The sequence below is a fragment of the Corynebacterium striatum ATCC 6940 genome (genome assembly GCF_000159135.1).
Classification (GTDB): Bacteria; Actinomycetota; Actinomycetes; order Mycobacteriales; family Mycobacteriaceae; genus Corynebacterium; species Corynebacterium striatum.
On record NZ_GG667523.1, the window covers coordinates 284,199 to 297,249 of the forward strand.

15 protein-coding genes and 1 pseudogene are annotated in these 13,051 nt (G+C 58.4%); 8 read left to right on the forward strand and 8 right to left on the reverse strand.

Translation table 11 applies throughout. The annotated features are described in order from the left end of the window. Positions 1 to 72 precede the first annotated feature (72 nt). Together HMPREF0308_RS08870 and HMPREF0308_RS08875 are read left to right on the forward strand one after the other, a co-directional pair. A pseudogene (locus HMPREF0308_RS08870) lies at positions 73 to 299 on the forward strand (type II toxin-antitoxin system RelE/ParE family toxin). Further along, positions 286 to 594: a HigA family addiction module antitoxin gene (locus HMPREF0308_RS08875; protein WP_034657301.1), complete on the forward strand. Its 309-nt coding sequence runs from the start codon at positions 286 to 288 to the stop codon at positions 592 to 594. The pseudogene HMPREF0308_RS08870 and the gene HMPREF0308_RS08875 overlap by 14 nt, the downstream one beginning before the upstream one ends. 54 nt (positions 595 to 648) lie before the next feature. Here HMPREF0308_RS08875 and arfB read toward each other — a convergent pair whose 3' ends face one another. Genes arfB through HMPREF0308_RS14205 form a run of 4 tightly spaced genes read right to left on the reverse strand, consistent with a single transcriptional unit; the run spans position 649 to position 2,429 of the window. Further along, positions 649 to 1,092, reverse strand: coding sequence for an alternative ribosome rescue aminoacyl-tRNA hydrolase ArfB (gene arfB / locus HMPREF0308_RS08880; RefSeq protein ID WP_005530806.1), 444 nt, complete (start codon positions 1,090 to 1,092; stop codon positions 649 to 651). A 31-nt stretch (positions 1,093 to 1,123) separates the two neighbouring features. Continuing rightward, a complete protein-coding gene (locus HMPREF0308_RS08885; RefSeq protein ID WP_005530808.1) occupies positions 1,124 to 1,714 on the reverse strand; it encodes a putative glycolipid-binding domain-containing protein in 591 nt (196 codons plus the stop codon). Further along, entirely contained in the window at positions 1,642 to 2,097 is a 456-nt protein-coding gene (locus HMPREF0308_RS14200) for a Fic family protein (protein ID WP_034657303.1), read from the reverse strand. The genes HMPREF0308_RS08885 and HMPREF0308_RS14200 overlap by 73 nt, the downstream gene beginning before the upstream one ends. Beyond that, a complete protein-coding gene (locus HMPREF0308_RS14205; protein ID WP_005530810.1) occupies positions 2,097 to 2,429 on the reverse strand; it encodes a Fic/DOC family N-terminal domain-containing protein in 333 nt (110 codons plus the stop codon). The genes HMPREF0308_RS14200 and HMPREF0308_RS14205 overlap by 1 nt, the downstream gene beginning before the upstream one ends. Positions 2,430 to 2,783: 354 nt before the next feature. Between HMPREF0308_RS14205 and HMPREF0308_RS08900 the strand changes: the two genes are divergently transcribed. Then, positions 2,784 to 4,343, forward strand: coding sequence for an ATP-binding protein (locus tag HMPREF0308_RS08900; protein ID WP_005530812.1), 1,560 nt, complete (start codon positions 2,784 to 2,786; stop codon positions 4,341 to 4,343). Here HMPREF0308_RS08900 and HMPREF0308_RS08905 read toward each other — a convergent pair. Continuing rightward, positions 4,318 to 4,968: an MOSC domain-containing protein gene (locus tag HMPREF0308_RS08905; RefSeq protein WP_005530815.1), complete on the reverse strand. Its 651-nt coding sequence runs from the start codon at positions 4,966 to 4,968 to the stop codon at positions 4,318 to 4,320. The genes HMPREF0308_RS08900 and HMPREF0308_RS08905 overlap by 26 nt on opposite strands. A 29-nt stretch (positions 4,969 to 4,997) precedes the next feature. After that, positions 4,998 to 7,526, reverse strand: a complete 2,529-nt coding sequence (locus HMPREF0308_RS08910; RefSeq protein ID WP_236251904.1) for a hypothetical protein — start codon at positions 7,524 to 7,526, stop codon at positions 4,998 to 5,000. A 115-nt stretch (positions 7,527 to 7,641) separates the two neighbouring features. Between HMPREF0308_RS08910 and HMPREF0308_RS08915 the strand changes: the two genes are divergently transcribed. Next, complete coding sequence (locus HMPREF0308_RS08915) at positions 7,642 to 8,358, forward strand: helix-turn-helix domain-containing protein (RefSeq protein ID WP_005530819.1); 717 nt, start codon at positions 7,642 to 7,644, stop codon at positions 8,356 to 8,358. 57 nt (positions 8,359 to 8,415) lie between these two features. Continuing rightward, complete coding sequence (locus HMPREF0308_RS08920) at positions 8,416 to 8,931, forward strand: Fic family protein (protein WP_248630702.1); 516 nt, start codon at positions 8,416 to 8,418, stop codon at positions 8,929 to 8,931. Positions 8,932 to 9,078: 147 nt separating this feature from the next. Here HMPREF0308_RS08920 and HMPREF0308_RS08925 read toward each other — a convergent pair whose 3' ends face one another. Together HMPREF0308_RS08925 and HMPREF0308_RS08930 are read right to left on the reverse strand one after the other, a co-directional pair. Then, positions 9,079 to 9,321: a hypothetical protein gene (locus HMPREF0308_RS08925; RefSeq protein ID WP_129721127.1), complete on the reverse strand. Its 243-nt coding sequence runs from the start codon at positions 9,319 to 9,321 to the stop codon at positions 9,079 to 9,081. 49 nt (positions 9,322 to 9,370) lie between these two features. Then, positions 9,371 to 9,979, reverse strand: a complete 609-nt coding sequence (locus HMPREF0308_RS08930) for a CueP family metal-binding protein (protein WP_005530825.1) — start codon at positions 9,977 to 9,979, stop codon at positions 9,371 to 9,373. A gap of 127 nt (positions 9,980 to 10,106) precedes the next feature. Between HMPREF0308_RS08930 and HMPREF0308_RS08935 the strand changes: the two genes are divergently transcribed. The 3 genes from HMPREF0308_RS08935 to HMPREF0308_RS08945 form a co-directional block, all read left to right on the forward strand. Further along, positions 10,107 to 11,705, forward strand: coding sequence for a type I restriction-modification system subunit M (locus HMPREF0308_RS08935; protein WP_005530827.1), 1,599 nt, complete (start codon positions 10,107 to 10,109; stop codon positions 11,703 to 11,705). Between the two features lies 1 nt (position 11,706). Then, on the forward strand, positions 11,707 to 12,822 hold the full coding sequence (locus HMPREF0308_RS13325) for a restriction endonuclease subunit S (protein ID WP_005530828.1): 1,116 nt from the start codon (positions 11,707 to 11,709) through the stop codon (positions 12,820 to 12,822). Then, positions 12,822 to 13,051 (forward strand): winged helix-turn-helix domain-containing protein (locus HMPREF0308_RS08945; RefSeq protein WP_005530831.1); only part of this gene is annotated, 230 nt, incomplete at its 3' end. The genes HMPREF0308_RS13325 and HMPREF0308_RS08945, both read left to right, overlap by 1 nt.

The window sequence follows — 13,051 nt, forward strand, 5'->3', positions numbered from 1 at the left end:
CAACATACCGTGGAGTTCAAATTTAACGTGTAGCGTTATTCACGCTTCGCGTTATGGTGGATAGGGTGAAGCATGATCCAGTCGTTCGCTGACAAGGACACTGAGCGTCTGTGGAAGCTGCGCCAGCTTGGGTACGCGCAGACTCTTGATGAGTTACGGATTCCCCGGGAAACCGGCTCGAGGCGTTGAAAGGTGATCAGCGGGGTAAGTTCAGCATTTGAATCAACGACCAGTGGCGGATCTGTTTTCGGTGGTCTGCCGCGGGGCCAGAGGAGGTTGAGATCGTTGACTACCACTGACAAGCTCCCTCCGGTTCACCCCGGTGAGATCCTCATGGAGGACTTTCTCAAAGGAATGTGGCTCACCCAGCACAAGCTCGCCGTCTCCATCGGCGTTCTGCCCCGCCGGATCAACGAAATTGTTCACGGTAAGCGCGCTGTAACCGCTGACACGGCCCTTCGTCCAGCGAAGTTTTTCGAGATGAGCCCCCAGTTCTGGCTCGGGTTACAGGCTCAATATGACTTGGACGTGGCGGAAGACAAGATCCTCTCGGAAATCAAGCGGATTCAACCGGTCCAAGCTGTCTCAGCGTAGCGGTTACCCGACCCAGGTCCGTCTGCGTGAGGATATGCACGCGGATGGTTCGAACTAGGGAATTTGGGGCCGCCGTCGCGTGGACTTGAGTTCCGAGCGCCGCTTTTTAGCTTCGAGACGGCGCCGCACTGAGCCGCGCGTCGGCTTCGTTTTTCGCCGCGGGGGAGGAGGCGGAGCGAGCGCCTCGCGCAAGAGGGCGGCCATGCGACCTCGTGCCTCGGCGCGGTTGCGTACCTGCAATCGCTGGGTCGATGCGGTAACGGTAAAGACGGTGCCGTCTAGGCGGTGCTCGAGGTTGTGAAGGACGCGGCGACGCTGGGCGTCGGAAAGCGATGAGCACGTAGCGATATCGACGGAAAGCTGCACTTTGCTGTCCGTAGTATTGACGCCTTGGCCGCCTGGTCCCGACGACTTCGCGAACCGCTCCGTCAGGTCGGCGGCGACGATGACCAGACCCCCGGGGATCCCTGGGCCAGGCGCGATGGTCAGGTCGTTCATACCGCCCAGCGTAGTTAGAGTTGTTTCCGGATCAGACCCGCCGTGCGAGATCAGGGTAGTGTACGACCACTCCGTCACCGTCGACCTCCAACTCGACGTCGACTCCCCGTGTTCCGCTTTTGTATCGGACAGTTTCAGCATCGACGGAGCTGTAGTACTGGTCTGATGCGATCACCTGGAGGGACGGTATATCAATCCAAGCCATGATCAGCTGCGTTTTCGGAACCTGAGTCTCAAGCAGCGTCAAGCGACGAATAGGCATTGTGTTGGTGAGAGGGCACAGGCCGAGATCGCAATCGAGTGCGGCTTTCAGGTCGGCTGACTGGACGATACCGGGGGAGGGCAGATCTTCAGGCTGGGCGCCCTCTTCATTGGTTTCCGCCGACCACACGCCTTGTTCGGACCTAAACAGCTCGAGGCTTCGCCCCCATCCGTCGCCTTCAACGTTCACCGACACACGTTCGGTCACCCAGTTCTCCGCGGCGCGCAGCTCCCACGTGGCCTCGTATCCATCGCCGTATTGCACTCCGGAAGCGGTCAAACCGGCTCCTAAAAAATGAACTGCGGCCTCGTTCCGGATGAGGGGAGTCTCGACATGCTCCCACTTATACGTGCGCTCCATGGTGAGGATTTTACAACGCTCGATGGTGCGAAAAGGCAGGTAGCTTTCGATTTGGACCGCGTACCGAGGAGGAGGCTTACCGGCAGAATGGTGTACTTCGTAAGCCCGCGGCGCAGAAGAATTCCATGAATGAGAGCAGGGCCAACGTGCCCGTTGCCGTCTGCAAAGGGATGAATCGTTTCAAACTGAGCGTGAGCAATTGCGGCCTGGATGAGAGCACCGTGCGAAGCGCCATCGAGGTAAAGACATAAGTCGTCCACGAGGTCATGGACTAGGCCTGGGGGCGCTGGGATGAACTCGGCCCCAATGGGTGTGTGGTTACTTCCACCAATCCAGTTCTGAATAGTGCGAAGACCAGTGGGGATAGAGCCCTTCTCCCCCATCAACTCTCTTTGGAGCTTTTCAAGAAGGCCGATGGAGATGTTGGTTCGGTGGCAAAGCTCTTCTCAATGGAACACAGAACGGTGAGGTTACGCGCAACCTCTTCCGCGCTTTCCTTAAAGCCGCGGACTTCCTCCTTTTGGGCGAGTTCCGCGAGGACAACCTTGTCGACGTTGGGCGCAATACCTTCAATGCGTGAGGAAGAAATCGCCTCAGAACGCATGAGTAAGCGGGCCACAGACTCCAACTGGCCAGAAGCAGCATGACGGTTGAGATCCAAGATCTCTCGCTCGATACGTGCTGCCCGGCTGGTGAGCTCTGGGGAAAACTCCATGCCTTACTTACAAGATGGTCAGGGACATAGACCTAAAAAGGGCCTCCGGCCTTATCGCGCCGGGGAGTGCCGGAGCCTGATTCGGGGATCCAGCTCTCGGTAACGTAGTGAGGCTTGTAGAGGCTATCCATTCGTCAGACAGCAAATGAGTGGTTGGATAACTCTTATCCAACCACTCATTGCGGTTTATGCGCTAGATAAAGCTTAAACATACGGGGTTTCAGGGCCATAATTTGGCCTCAATGAGAATGTCAATGACACCTCAATGGGAAGATCAATGAGAACTCTTGTCATTGAAGAGGAATGAAGTTAGCATTGAGCCGTCATTGTTAACGTTGAGGGCGGGTATTCATCGTGAACAATTGGTCCGAGAATCAGCTGAGAGAGCTATTGGCTGAGCTTGAGTTGCGCGGCGGTGATTCAACAACAGTCGAGGTCGAAACCGCTCAAGGGGGCATTCCGGACTCTCTACCGCAGACATTGTGCGCGTTCGCAAACATGCCGAGTGGCGGCCTTATCATTCTCGGTGTCAATGAGAAGGAAGGATTCATTGTCACTGGCATTGAGAATCCTTCGGAGATGGAGGCTGCTCTGGCCTCGCAGGCGCGTCATGTCATCACCCCTCCAGTCACAGTGCATACCGACAGTGTGGCAATAGATGGCACGCATGTCGTGATTGCGGAGGTTACGGGTCTTCCGATTATTGATAAGCCTGCTATCTACAGGGGAGAAGCGTATCTTCGAATGGCTGATGGGGACTACCGTATGAGTGCCTCGGAGCTGCGCATGATGGACGTGGCAAAGCTGCATGCCGAAGAGGCAGTGTCCTATGACACGACGATTGTGGAAGGCACGAGCCTTGCAGACCTAGATAGCGACGTGGTGCAAGATTTCTTGGTTCAGGCGCGGAAAAAGAATCGGCGACTATCGGGACTTACTCAAGATGAGGACGTCTTACGGGCGCTAGCGGTGACGACCGCGACTGGAGAGCTGACCCTTGCTGGCCTGTATGCGCTGGGTTTCTATCCCCAAGGACATTTTCCCTCCTTAGCAGTAACGGTGGCGCAAAGGCTACCAAATGGTTCGAAGCACGGGCGAGTGCTGGGGTTGGAGACCTTTGAGGGGCCCGTTCCGGTGCTGTTGAACTCGGTAATGGGATGGGTAAGGCAACGTTTAGCCGCCGTACGGCGATATCGAGAGGACGGATCAATGGTGGAAGTTCCTGAACTTCCCCTTCCGGCCATTCGAGAGGCCGTGGCTAATGCATTGGTGCACCGTGATCTTGGGCCAAATACGTTGGGTGCGGGTAAATCGATTGATGTCCGCCTACTACCGGACAAGATGGTTATCTCCAGTCCAGGAGGCCTACGGGATCTGACGGTTGAACAGCTCAAGTCGAGAGATCTGGCGCGCCAGGAGATTAACCAGCGGCTCTATAGACTGTGCCGATATCTCAAAGCAGACGATGGCTCTTTTGTTATTGAGGGCGAAGGCGGCGGCGTGCAGCTCATGCTGGATGCTGCGCGAGAGCAAGGACTACCGGAGCCTGACCTGATAGATTCTGGCGTGCAATTTACGGTGAAGATGTGGCGGCCGGACTCTCGTGGAGAGGCCCGTATCTGGGAGCCACTACGCAAGGAGGAATCAGGCACCGGCCCGGAACGACGAGTGGATGCACCAGTGACCTTGGAACGCCTGGGTGTTAACGCCCCGCGCGTAGCGGAGGCGCTGCGTACGGCGGCACAACCGCTGTCTATCGGCGAAATAGAAACAGCCACAAACCTTACTCGAGCGCAGGTCCGATATGCGCTGAAGTCACTGGTGAAGGCACGATTCGTGCGTATGGATGGCACGCGCGGTTCACAAGCGACAACCTATGAATGGCTAGCTAACCGCGGGGCTGCAGGCGCTTAACCAGCTGGTCGTGGTGGACTGGGGCAAGGCAGCCGGCGTCGACGACGCGCCGGGCTAGCTCCTTGTCCCCCATCTTGGCGGCAAAGGCCATGCCCATGGTGATGTCATGGTCGGGGCGGCCGATGAGCGTAATCTCATCGCCTGGGTTGATGCGGCCAGGCTCGATGATGCGCAGGTAGGAACCGCAATCGCCACGCTCAGTGAAGGACTTGAGCCAGCCGGGCTCGTCCATCCAACCGGAGAAGGTGGCGCAGGGTGTGCGCGGGATAGACACTTCGAGCACGCACTCCCCCACCTGAATCTGCTGGTTGATCAGCATATTCGGCCAGGAGATCCCCTCGGTGGTGAGGTTCTCCCCGAAGTAGCCACCACGCAGCACGCGGTTGAGCGTGCCCTCCCAGTAGTCGAGCTCCTCGCGGGCATAAGCATAGACGGCCTTCTCGGCACCGCCGTGGTGGGCGTGGTCACCGATGGAATCCCCCACCACGCCGGAGCCGTCACCGTAGTTGGGCCCAGGTATCTCCAGGTCCAGGAAGGGGCGTGGCTGCTTATCGATGCCCGTGTACTCGTGTCGCCCATGCGGCTCGGGGCGGCGGACAGCGACGTTCGTGGAGATAACCTTCATGCTCACCTATTGTGGCACACCTCACACGCTCACATGTCGCGATCGCGGAAGAGAGCTTCGGCCGTCACGAGGTCGTAGAAGAAGAGGCGGGGGGCAAGCGGGAGGACGTCGGCAAGCATGGGCATGTCTTCCTTGAGCAGCGGGCTTTCCATGATGATGTCGTTCGCCGCAGCGCGGGAAGCCAGCGCGAAGGCATAGGAAATATAGGGCATCCACGCAGCGGCATTGAGCTCGTCGGCGGTGTTTCCGCTGGCAAAGGCGCCCAACGCGATGAGGGTGTGGCTAACGGACATGTCAACGCCCGCGTTTTGCACCAGCGAGGCCAGTGCCGTGGCGTCCTTGCGCAGGTGCTCGATGGTGCCCAGCGCATCGAGGGCGCCGTTGTTGGCAAAGCACTCACGCAGCGCGGCGACGCGGCCGGCCTCCCCCATCAGATCGTCGACGGGCGGTGTGGGGCTGTGAATGGTCGCGGCATTGAGCAGCATCGGGCGGGTCAGACCATCTGCGCCGGACTCGCGCACGGCGGTGAGCTCGGGGTTCTCGCTGGCTGAAGGATCGAGGAGGAGATCCAGGTAGCTATCGACGCCGGACTCGGCGGCGGCCTCCAGCGGGGAGTGGAACAAGCGCGTGCGCGCAAGCGAGCGGGCTTGTTGGTTCACGCTGACGCCGGTGCGCGCTAGAGCGTGGACCGCGGCCTCCGGTTGGGCGCGCAGGCGGTCGATGGTGCTGTCGAACATCGCCTGCAGCTTCGGGTTGGGGCTGCGCTGGGAGAGCACGTGGAGCGCGCGGAAGGTGTCCCAGAGCTGCTCCGGGGTCCAGTCCTTTGATGCGAGTGCCGCCGGTGAGCCTTCTGGCGTGATCACAATGGAGGCGCTGGAGGGGCGTGCAGGGGCGGCGAGGTTGGAGGAGGCGCGGAGCTCGCGGACATCGACAAGCAGCGAGCCCTGCTCAGCAAGGTCGGCGGGCAGCTCAAACCCCTCTTCGGTGGGTGTGAGTTGGGTAGGCGCCACCGTGGGCTCGGCCAATGGCCAGGCCCAGCCCACTAAATCTGCCTGCGGTTCTGCGTTCTGTTCAATGATGATTTCATCGCCATTAAGCAGGCCGCGGCTGACGAATGGGGACTTTCGGACGGTGGCCAGCGCCGCATAGATCAGGCTGGTGGATGCGGAAGCTTCGTACTCGACGATGCGCCGCTCCAAGCTGCGGGCCTGGTGAGCCTCGCGCTCCCCCGCCGGGAGGGAGTCCAGGTAGTCCTCGTAGGACAGTGTGGACCACATGAGGAAGAGCTCTGTCGTTGGCTGTTTGCGCACGGCGTTGGCCAGCGCGGCGTTGGGGACGGCGAGGCTGGTGACCGCCTGCGTGGTCTTCGAGGTGCGCGCCAGCTCCTTGATTTTCTGGCGGCCGTCGATGGTGACGAACTTCGCCAGCGGCAACGGGCGCGGCGAGTGGACGGTAAACATATCGTCCTGATCGAGCTGACCGGCGAAAATCACTGGTTTATCGGAGTGCTCGGTGGGCTCTAGGCCGATGCGCTTGACGCGGCTGAACAAAGCCTCGGGCCAGACATCGAATTCCAGCTCATAGCCGGCTTCACTGGCCACGACCTCGCGGCGCGAGACCTCGGTGTCCTCGAAGGTGCGCAGGCCTTTTTCCAGTGCGATGGGCTTCTTTGGCGGGGAGGCCAGCGTGTAGCTGAAGGCCGAGTGCGCACCGAGGGCATCGATGATGCGGAAATCCATGCCGCGCGGGCCGTCGTTGGTCGCACGCATGTGGAGGCCCTCGGCGAGGGAGATGAAGCGGACGTCGACAAGCTGCTCGTCGTGCCACAGCGACACCTTGTAGCGGCCCACCCACGGGTCTTCGTAGAGGTCACCCGGGAAAGGCTCGGCGATGCCTGCGTCGAAGGTCTGCTCCGAAATCTCCTCCTGCTCGCCGCCGAGAGGCGCGTAAGTGAGATCGATGCGCCACTCCCCTTCCGCGATGAGGTGCACGCGCGGCGACTTGGTGAACACGGGCTCGTTATCGAGGCCCCGGGCGTTGGGCAGGATGGCGACGTCGAAGTCCCACTCGAAATCGCCGTGCTTGGCGACGTCCACCGGTTCCCTCTGCGGTACCCTCACCTGATCCGGCAGCGGGCCCACTTCCCAGCCGGCCCAGATGCCGAGGGGCTCAGCGGCCTCCAGCGTGCCCTGCGGCGCGATGAGCGTGGTGCGGTCATAGACGATGAACGGCGCCTCATCGGTGATGCCGGTAAAGGTGACGGTCTCGATGAGGTCCTCATCGCCATCGCGCAGGGTTACCTCGATGCGGGTAAAAGGCCCAGGGATGCCGACTTCCAGCGGTTCTTCGGTGGCTAATTCGCGCACCGAATGGGGGCGATCGATGAAGTGAGACTTGACCACCCACCGCGGATCAGACAGATCTGCCTCAGGATAGGTAGCCGGCAGCTCCAGCATGAGAATGTTGCTCCCCCGGCGCAGTGAAATCCGGGGACCCTGTTCGGTGAGGTCAGTGGTGACCAACGGCGTTGTGGGAAGTGAATAAATCTCCGCGCTCATTTGCTTCATCATAGGACACGGCGGGGTGGTGTTGCCATGTCGTTGGTAAAAGTATCACCTGTCCTATGCGTAGGACAGGCGTCCTATTGATAGGACAGCTAGCTATAGTAGGGCCATGGACCCAGTACAACTCCTCAAGAAAAGCCCGCTGAGCCTGAGCGAAGTGTCGCGGCGTTCGGGGGTCTCACGAAATACGCTCAACCTGTGGATGCGTGGGACAGCCCAACCGAGTTTGGCTGGCTTGGAGAAGGTAATGCGCGTGCTCGGATACGAGGTTTCCGTACAGGTACACCGCATGAGTGATGCCGCGGCCGCGACAGCCGCCAGAGTGCTTCTTGGGGATCTCGCAAGTGAGGAGCCAGACGTTAAAGCCTGGATTGACCGCTTCGTGCAGTGGGGTGACACCCCGGCCTGCGGCGGTAGCTGCCAGGCTCTCATAGAACGGGCCGCGTGGGCCTCCAATCCCTATGGCCGCCACGGGGCTCTTCACTTTTTACCGGCGAATCCAATAACGCTTGCCTCAGCGGTTGATGCGAGCGGGCAACCATGGGCGATGTCGGGTGCCTTTGCAGCTCAACAAGTCTCGGGGCATATCGCTGGTGAAGTAGAACCTCGATCAACATTGATTTGGTGCACAAATCCGGCAGAGATCGTGCCCTCGTTGCCCACGCGGATTCGTGCCAGTGCTGAGTCAGTATCCGGAGGGATCACCCTCGTGCCCGTCGCCGATGAAGAGTTAACGGGCGCAAGAAAAGAGTTAGGAATACACTACGTGTCACCGCATCAGCTTGCTATTGATGTGTGCGCTGAAAACTACATCGGAGGGGCATAGGTGATGAGAAGAGCGACGAGCCGAGTGAGCTGGGAGCACCACGAGCGACCTCACATTGTGGAGTTGGGGACCGAGCGCGCGTTATTTCGACTCACCAAGCAACTTCCTGACTTGGTGTGGAATGCCGTCGCGCTGGAAGGAAACACGTTTACCCTCCCAGAAGTCCGCACGTTGCTCGATGCCGGACTTTTCCGTGGTGAAGGCGACGCAGAGGGAGACGGCGGTGGAGTGCGGCTCATGGATGGCGGGTTCATCCCTTTCGACCCTGCTGATGAATTGGGTGAAGCCCATGCCGATTTGCTGGTGTCCCTCCAAGGGCTTGAAAACCCAGTCGAGCAAGCGTTGGCCTATTTCTGCTCTGCCACGCGTAGCCAGTTTTACTTCGATGGAAACAAGCGAACCGCACGGCTTGTGGCGTCCGGTCTCTTACTGAGTCATGGATACAGCGCATTGAATATCCCCCACGCGAGGCAGCTGGAGTTCAACCTTGCACTTGATGAACTTTTCCGGGCCGACGATGCCACAGCTTTGATGGACTTTCTGTATGACTGCCTAGAGGAGTCCTCCCAGTAGAGGGAGAAGACGCGAAGTGCGTGAACGGCAAAGGCCCTCCGCTTTAAAAGCGAAGGGCTTGCTTGGGGCTGAATGCTCAGCGCATCCTCTAGTGTGAAGCGCTGAGTGCTTAGCGGAACATCCTCTGCAGAGCGGCGAAGTCAACCTTCACGATGCCCATGGACTGCAGGTAGGTAGCGATAGCGCCGAGGATGGCGGCAGCGATGCCAGCGCCCAGGAAGCCGGCGCCGACGGGGTGGCGTGGCTAAACGGAACAGAGCTGACGGCACCAGCGGACTTGCCGTGGGAAATAGCCTGCTCGGAGATGTTCTTCAGGGAGTGGCCGTATGGGGACTTGCCCAGAACACTGTTGACGTCGGCAAGCACTGCATGGACACCATAAAACGACAAACGGTGAACCCCAGGAGGTGGGATTCACCGTGGTGAATGAATGAGCGGATTAGGTCATCTGCAGGGTGGTGATGCAGGTTGCGCCCTCCTCGGTGGTGTCTAGGGGAACCTCACCGGTCTTGCCGTCCTTCTCGACGGTGATGGTGCCCTTTTTGTCGGCGGGCAGCCAGTAGCCAATGAAGCCGTTGTCAAAGGTCGTCGTGTCTTCGTTGACCAGCTCGTTTCCTTCGTCATCCGTGATGGTGACGTGGATGTCTTCCTTGCTGAGCTCACCAGTGCAGGTGGTCAGGGAGTGGTTGAAGCAGTCATGGGTCTGGGTCATGTACGGCGCGATGGAGACGTAGAACTTGTCCTCCGGCAAGGGCAGGGATGCTTGGCCCTGCTCGGCAGTGAGGACTAGCTCGTTCGGCAGCACGGAGGCGTGCAGATCGCTAGGGCGCTCCTCCTTGGGCATGTGGTCCAGCTTGTCGATGATCTCCGGGCCATCCAACCCTTCGAGATCGAACTCGGCGAGGATCTCCTCGGCAGGCACCTGTTGGATGTCGGTGCTGGAAGCGGCGCTCTTCGAGGCTTCGCTCGGGCCGGGGCTCTCCGTGGAGCAGGCGGACAAGGTGATGGCTGCGGCGCACACAGCCGCAAGAGAAATGAGGCGTTTCATAAGTCTTCCGAATAGGTCCGATTATGTTGACTCAAGCCTATACCCCACTGGGGTATCCATCAACGGAATGAGAGAAGGAACATCTTTTTGCGCTACGCGGGCTGAGCCTTCCCGTATAGCTGTCTCAATGGCTGCAACAGCTACCCTGAAGTACATGATTACCGGCGCCCTCAAAAACAACGTCGACCGCATTTGGGACACCTTCTGGTCCGGCGGCATTTCCAACCCTGTTTCCGTCATTGAGCAGTTCACCTACCTGCTCTTTATCAAGGACCTCGACGAGCGCCAGGTCCAGATTGATAAGCGCCGGGCGCTGGGGGATCCCACCGCGACGGAAGACATCTTTGATGCCAGCCAACAGGATCTGCGGTGGCGCAACCTCATCGAAGACCGTGACATTGCCCGCCGCAAAGCCACCATCATCACTAAGGTCTTCCCCTTCATCAAGGAGATGGGCGGGACGGGCTTCCAGGAACACATGGCCAACGCCTCATTCGAGATCGAATCTGAAGCGACGCTCTCACGCGTCATGGAGCTCATTGACCAGCTGCACTTCTCGAACAAGGACATGAAGGGCGACTTGTATGAGTACATGCTGGACAAGCTGTCAACCTCGGGTACGAACGGCCAGTTCCGCACGCCCAGCCACATCATCGAGCTCATCGTCGCGCTCATGGAGCCCACACCACAGCAGCGCATCATCGACCCAGCCTGCGGCACCGCAGGCTTCCTGGTGGCCGCCAATGATTGGATTGCCCTTCATCACCGCGAGGACCTATTTAACAAGGAAACGCGCACCACGTTTACCGATGAGGGCCTGACGGGCTTCGACTTTGACAAGACCATGGTGCGCATCGCGGCGATGAACATGTTCATGCATGGTTTTGAAGATCCCAACATCTCCCACCACGACTCCCTGCAGAAGCTACCCACGACGTTTGAGGACTTCGACCTCGTCCTGGCTAACCCGCCTTTTGCTGGTAGCCTGGATAAGGACGCCATCGATCCCAAACTCAAGTCGGTGACGACGGCCAAGAAGACGGAGATCCTCTTTGTCCACCGCTTCCTGCAACTACTCAAGCCGGGTGGTCGCGCCGCGGTGATTGTCCCTGAAGGCGTCCTCTTCGGCTCCACCAAGGCGCACAAAGCCCTTCGCAAAACCTTGGTTGAGGATCAGCGTCTAGATGCTGTCATCAAGCTTCCCTCCGGCGTGTTCAAGCCCTACTCGGGGGTGTCCACCGCTGTCCTGTGCTTTACCCGCACGGATTCCGGCGGTACCGATGAGGTGTGGTTCTATGACGTCACCGCGGATGGTTACTCCCTGGATGACAAGCGCACTCCGCTTCTCGAGCGCCCCTTGCTCGGCCCCTCCCCTACCTCCCACATCCAGGACCTTAGCGATCCCGCGCTTGCCGAAGACCCCACTCCCGTCACTCTCACCGACGAGCAGCTGAAGCTCAACAACCTTCCGGACGTGGTTGCCCGCTGGCACTCCCGCACCACCGACGAGCGTGAGCGCGCCCGCACGGACTACTCCTTCACCGTGCCCAAAGAGGTAATCGCCCAAGCCGACTACGACCTCTCCATGAACCGCTACAAGGAGATCGTCCTCGAAGCACAAGAAACCCGCGACCCTATGGACATCATTGCCGAGATCGAAGAACTCGACCGCGACATCACCCAAGGCCTTGCCAACCTCAAGGCCATGCTCAGCGAGGGTAAATAACATGGCCAGCACAGCAAAGCACGATTGGCCGATGGTGCGGTTAGGGGATGTGTGTCATCTGAAATATGGCAAAGCCCTTAAGAAAGAGGAACGTGTCGCAGGGGAGTTTCCAGTGTTTGGCTCTGCCGGTTCAGTTGGGAGCCATGTAGAGGCCAATTTTGTCGGGCCCGTCTCTGTAGTCGGCAGGAAGGGCAGTGCTGGATTCGTAGAGTGGTCCTCCGGAAACTGCTGGATTATTGATACGGCATTCGGTGTATTTCCGAAGTCTGAGGAACAGGTTGACTCTCGATGGCTGTACTGGCTACTAAAAGATTTGCGACTTGGACGGCTTCAAAAGCATGCGGCTGTTCCAGGGATCTCTAAGGCAGACGTGGTCGAAGAAAAGTTTCTTCTCCCTCCCCTCGACGAGCAGCGCCGTATCGCGGCGATTTTGGATGAGGTGGATGAGGCGCTGTTTAGGGTTAATCAGTCCTTGGGAGACTTGCTCCAGCTTAAGCAAGAATTGTTTACGGATTTGTTCCTAAGAATTGAGCGGGAATCGACAATAATTGGTGAGTATCTCGAATCCACTCAGTATGGAACTAGCGACAAGGCGAACGAGAATGTCGGCATTCCAATACTGCGAATGGGAAATGTCTCTTACAACGGTGAAATTGATCTTTCAGATTTAAAATACGTTGAACTCGACGCCAGCGATCGAGAGAAATACTCGCTGAAGGCCGGTGATTTACTCTTCAACAGGACGAATAGTAAGGACTTGGTGGGAAAAACTGCTGTCGTCCCAGAGTTGCAGGAGGAATATACGTATGCAGGCTATCTAATCAGATGTCGAGTAAACGATAAAGCGGTTCCTGAATATATCTCTGGGTTCCTCAATTCGGTGCTTGGTAAGAAGATATTGCGAAACACCGCAAAAGCAATTGTGGGAATGGCGAACATCAACGCCAACGAGTTGAAGCGGTTGCCGATTCCTCAAGCATCATTGGACGAACAACAAGAGTTCGCATCCTTAACATCGCGAATCGACGACGTTGAATCTCAAATGAAGCGCCAGAGGAAGCTTCTGCAAGAACTACAAGAGTCCCTATCCACCCGCGCATTCCAAGAAGAGCTCTAATGGCTATCGAAAGATGGGAAGCCTACATGATCTCGGTGTTGGAGGCTCTTAACTCAAATGGATCTGAGCTCCGGCGTAGGGAGCTCATCGAGATAACTGCGTCCTATGCGGGCATTACTGACGAAGAGAGGCTTGAGACCATTGCGTCGGGGCAGTCGCGCTTTGAAAACCGTGTTGGGTGGGCGTTGACATTCCTTAAGAAGGCGAATGCCATTACTTCACCGGCGAG

Bases quoted from the DNA above. Each gene is read 5' to 3' on its own strand.
- arfB (WP_005530806.1), bottom strand. From the start codon at position 1,092: ATGAACGACCTGACCATCGCGCCTGGCCCAGGGATCCCCGGGGGTCTG.
- HMPREF0308_RS08885 (WP_005530808.1), bottom strand. From the start codon at position 1,714: ATGGAGCGCACGTATAAGTGGGAGCATGTCGAGACTCCCCTCATCCGG.
- HMPREF0308_RS14200 (WP_034657303.1), bottom strand. From the start codon at position 2,097: ATGGGGGAGAAGGGCTCTATCCCCACTGGTCTTCGCACTATTCAGAAC.
- HMPREF0308_RS14205 (WP_005530810.1), bottom strand. From the start codon at position 2,429: ATGGAGTTTTCCCCAGAGCTCACCAGCCGGGCAGCACGTATCGAGCGA.
- HMPREF0308_RS08905 (WP_005530815.1), bottom strand. From the start codon at position 4,968: ATGAAGGTTATCTCCACGAACGTCGCTGTCCGCCGCCCCGAGCCGCAT.
- HMPREF0308_RS08910 (WP_236251904.1), bottom strand. From the start codon at position 7,526: ATGAGCGCGGAGATTTATTCACTTCCCACAACGCCGTTGGTCACCACT.
- HMPREF0308_RS08915 (WP_005530819.1), top strand. From the start codon at position 7,642: ATGGACCCAGTACAACTCCTCAAGAAAAGCCCGCTGAGCCTGAGCGAA.
- HMPREF0308_RS08930 (WP_005530825.1), bottom strand. From the start codon at position 9,979: ATGAAACGCCTCATTTCTCTTGCGGCTGTGTGCGCCGCAGCCATCACC.
- HMPREF0308_RS08935 (WP_005530827.1), top strand. From the start codon at position 10,107: ATGGCTGCAACAGCTACCCTGAAGTACATGATTACCGGCGCCCTCAAA.
- HMPREF0308_RS13325 (WP_005530828.1), top strand. From the start codon at position 11,707: ATGGCCAGCACAGCAAAGCACGATTGGCCGATGGTGCGGTTAGGGGAT.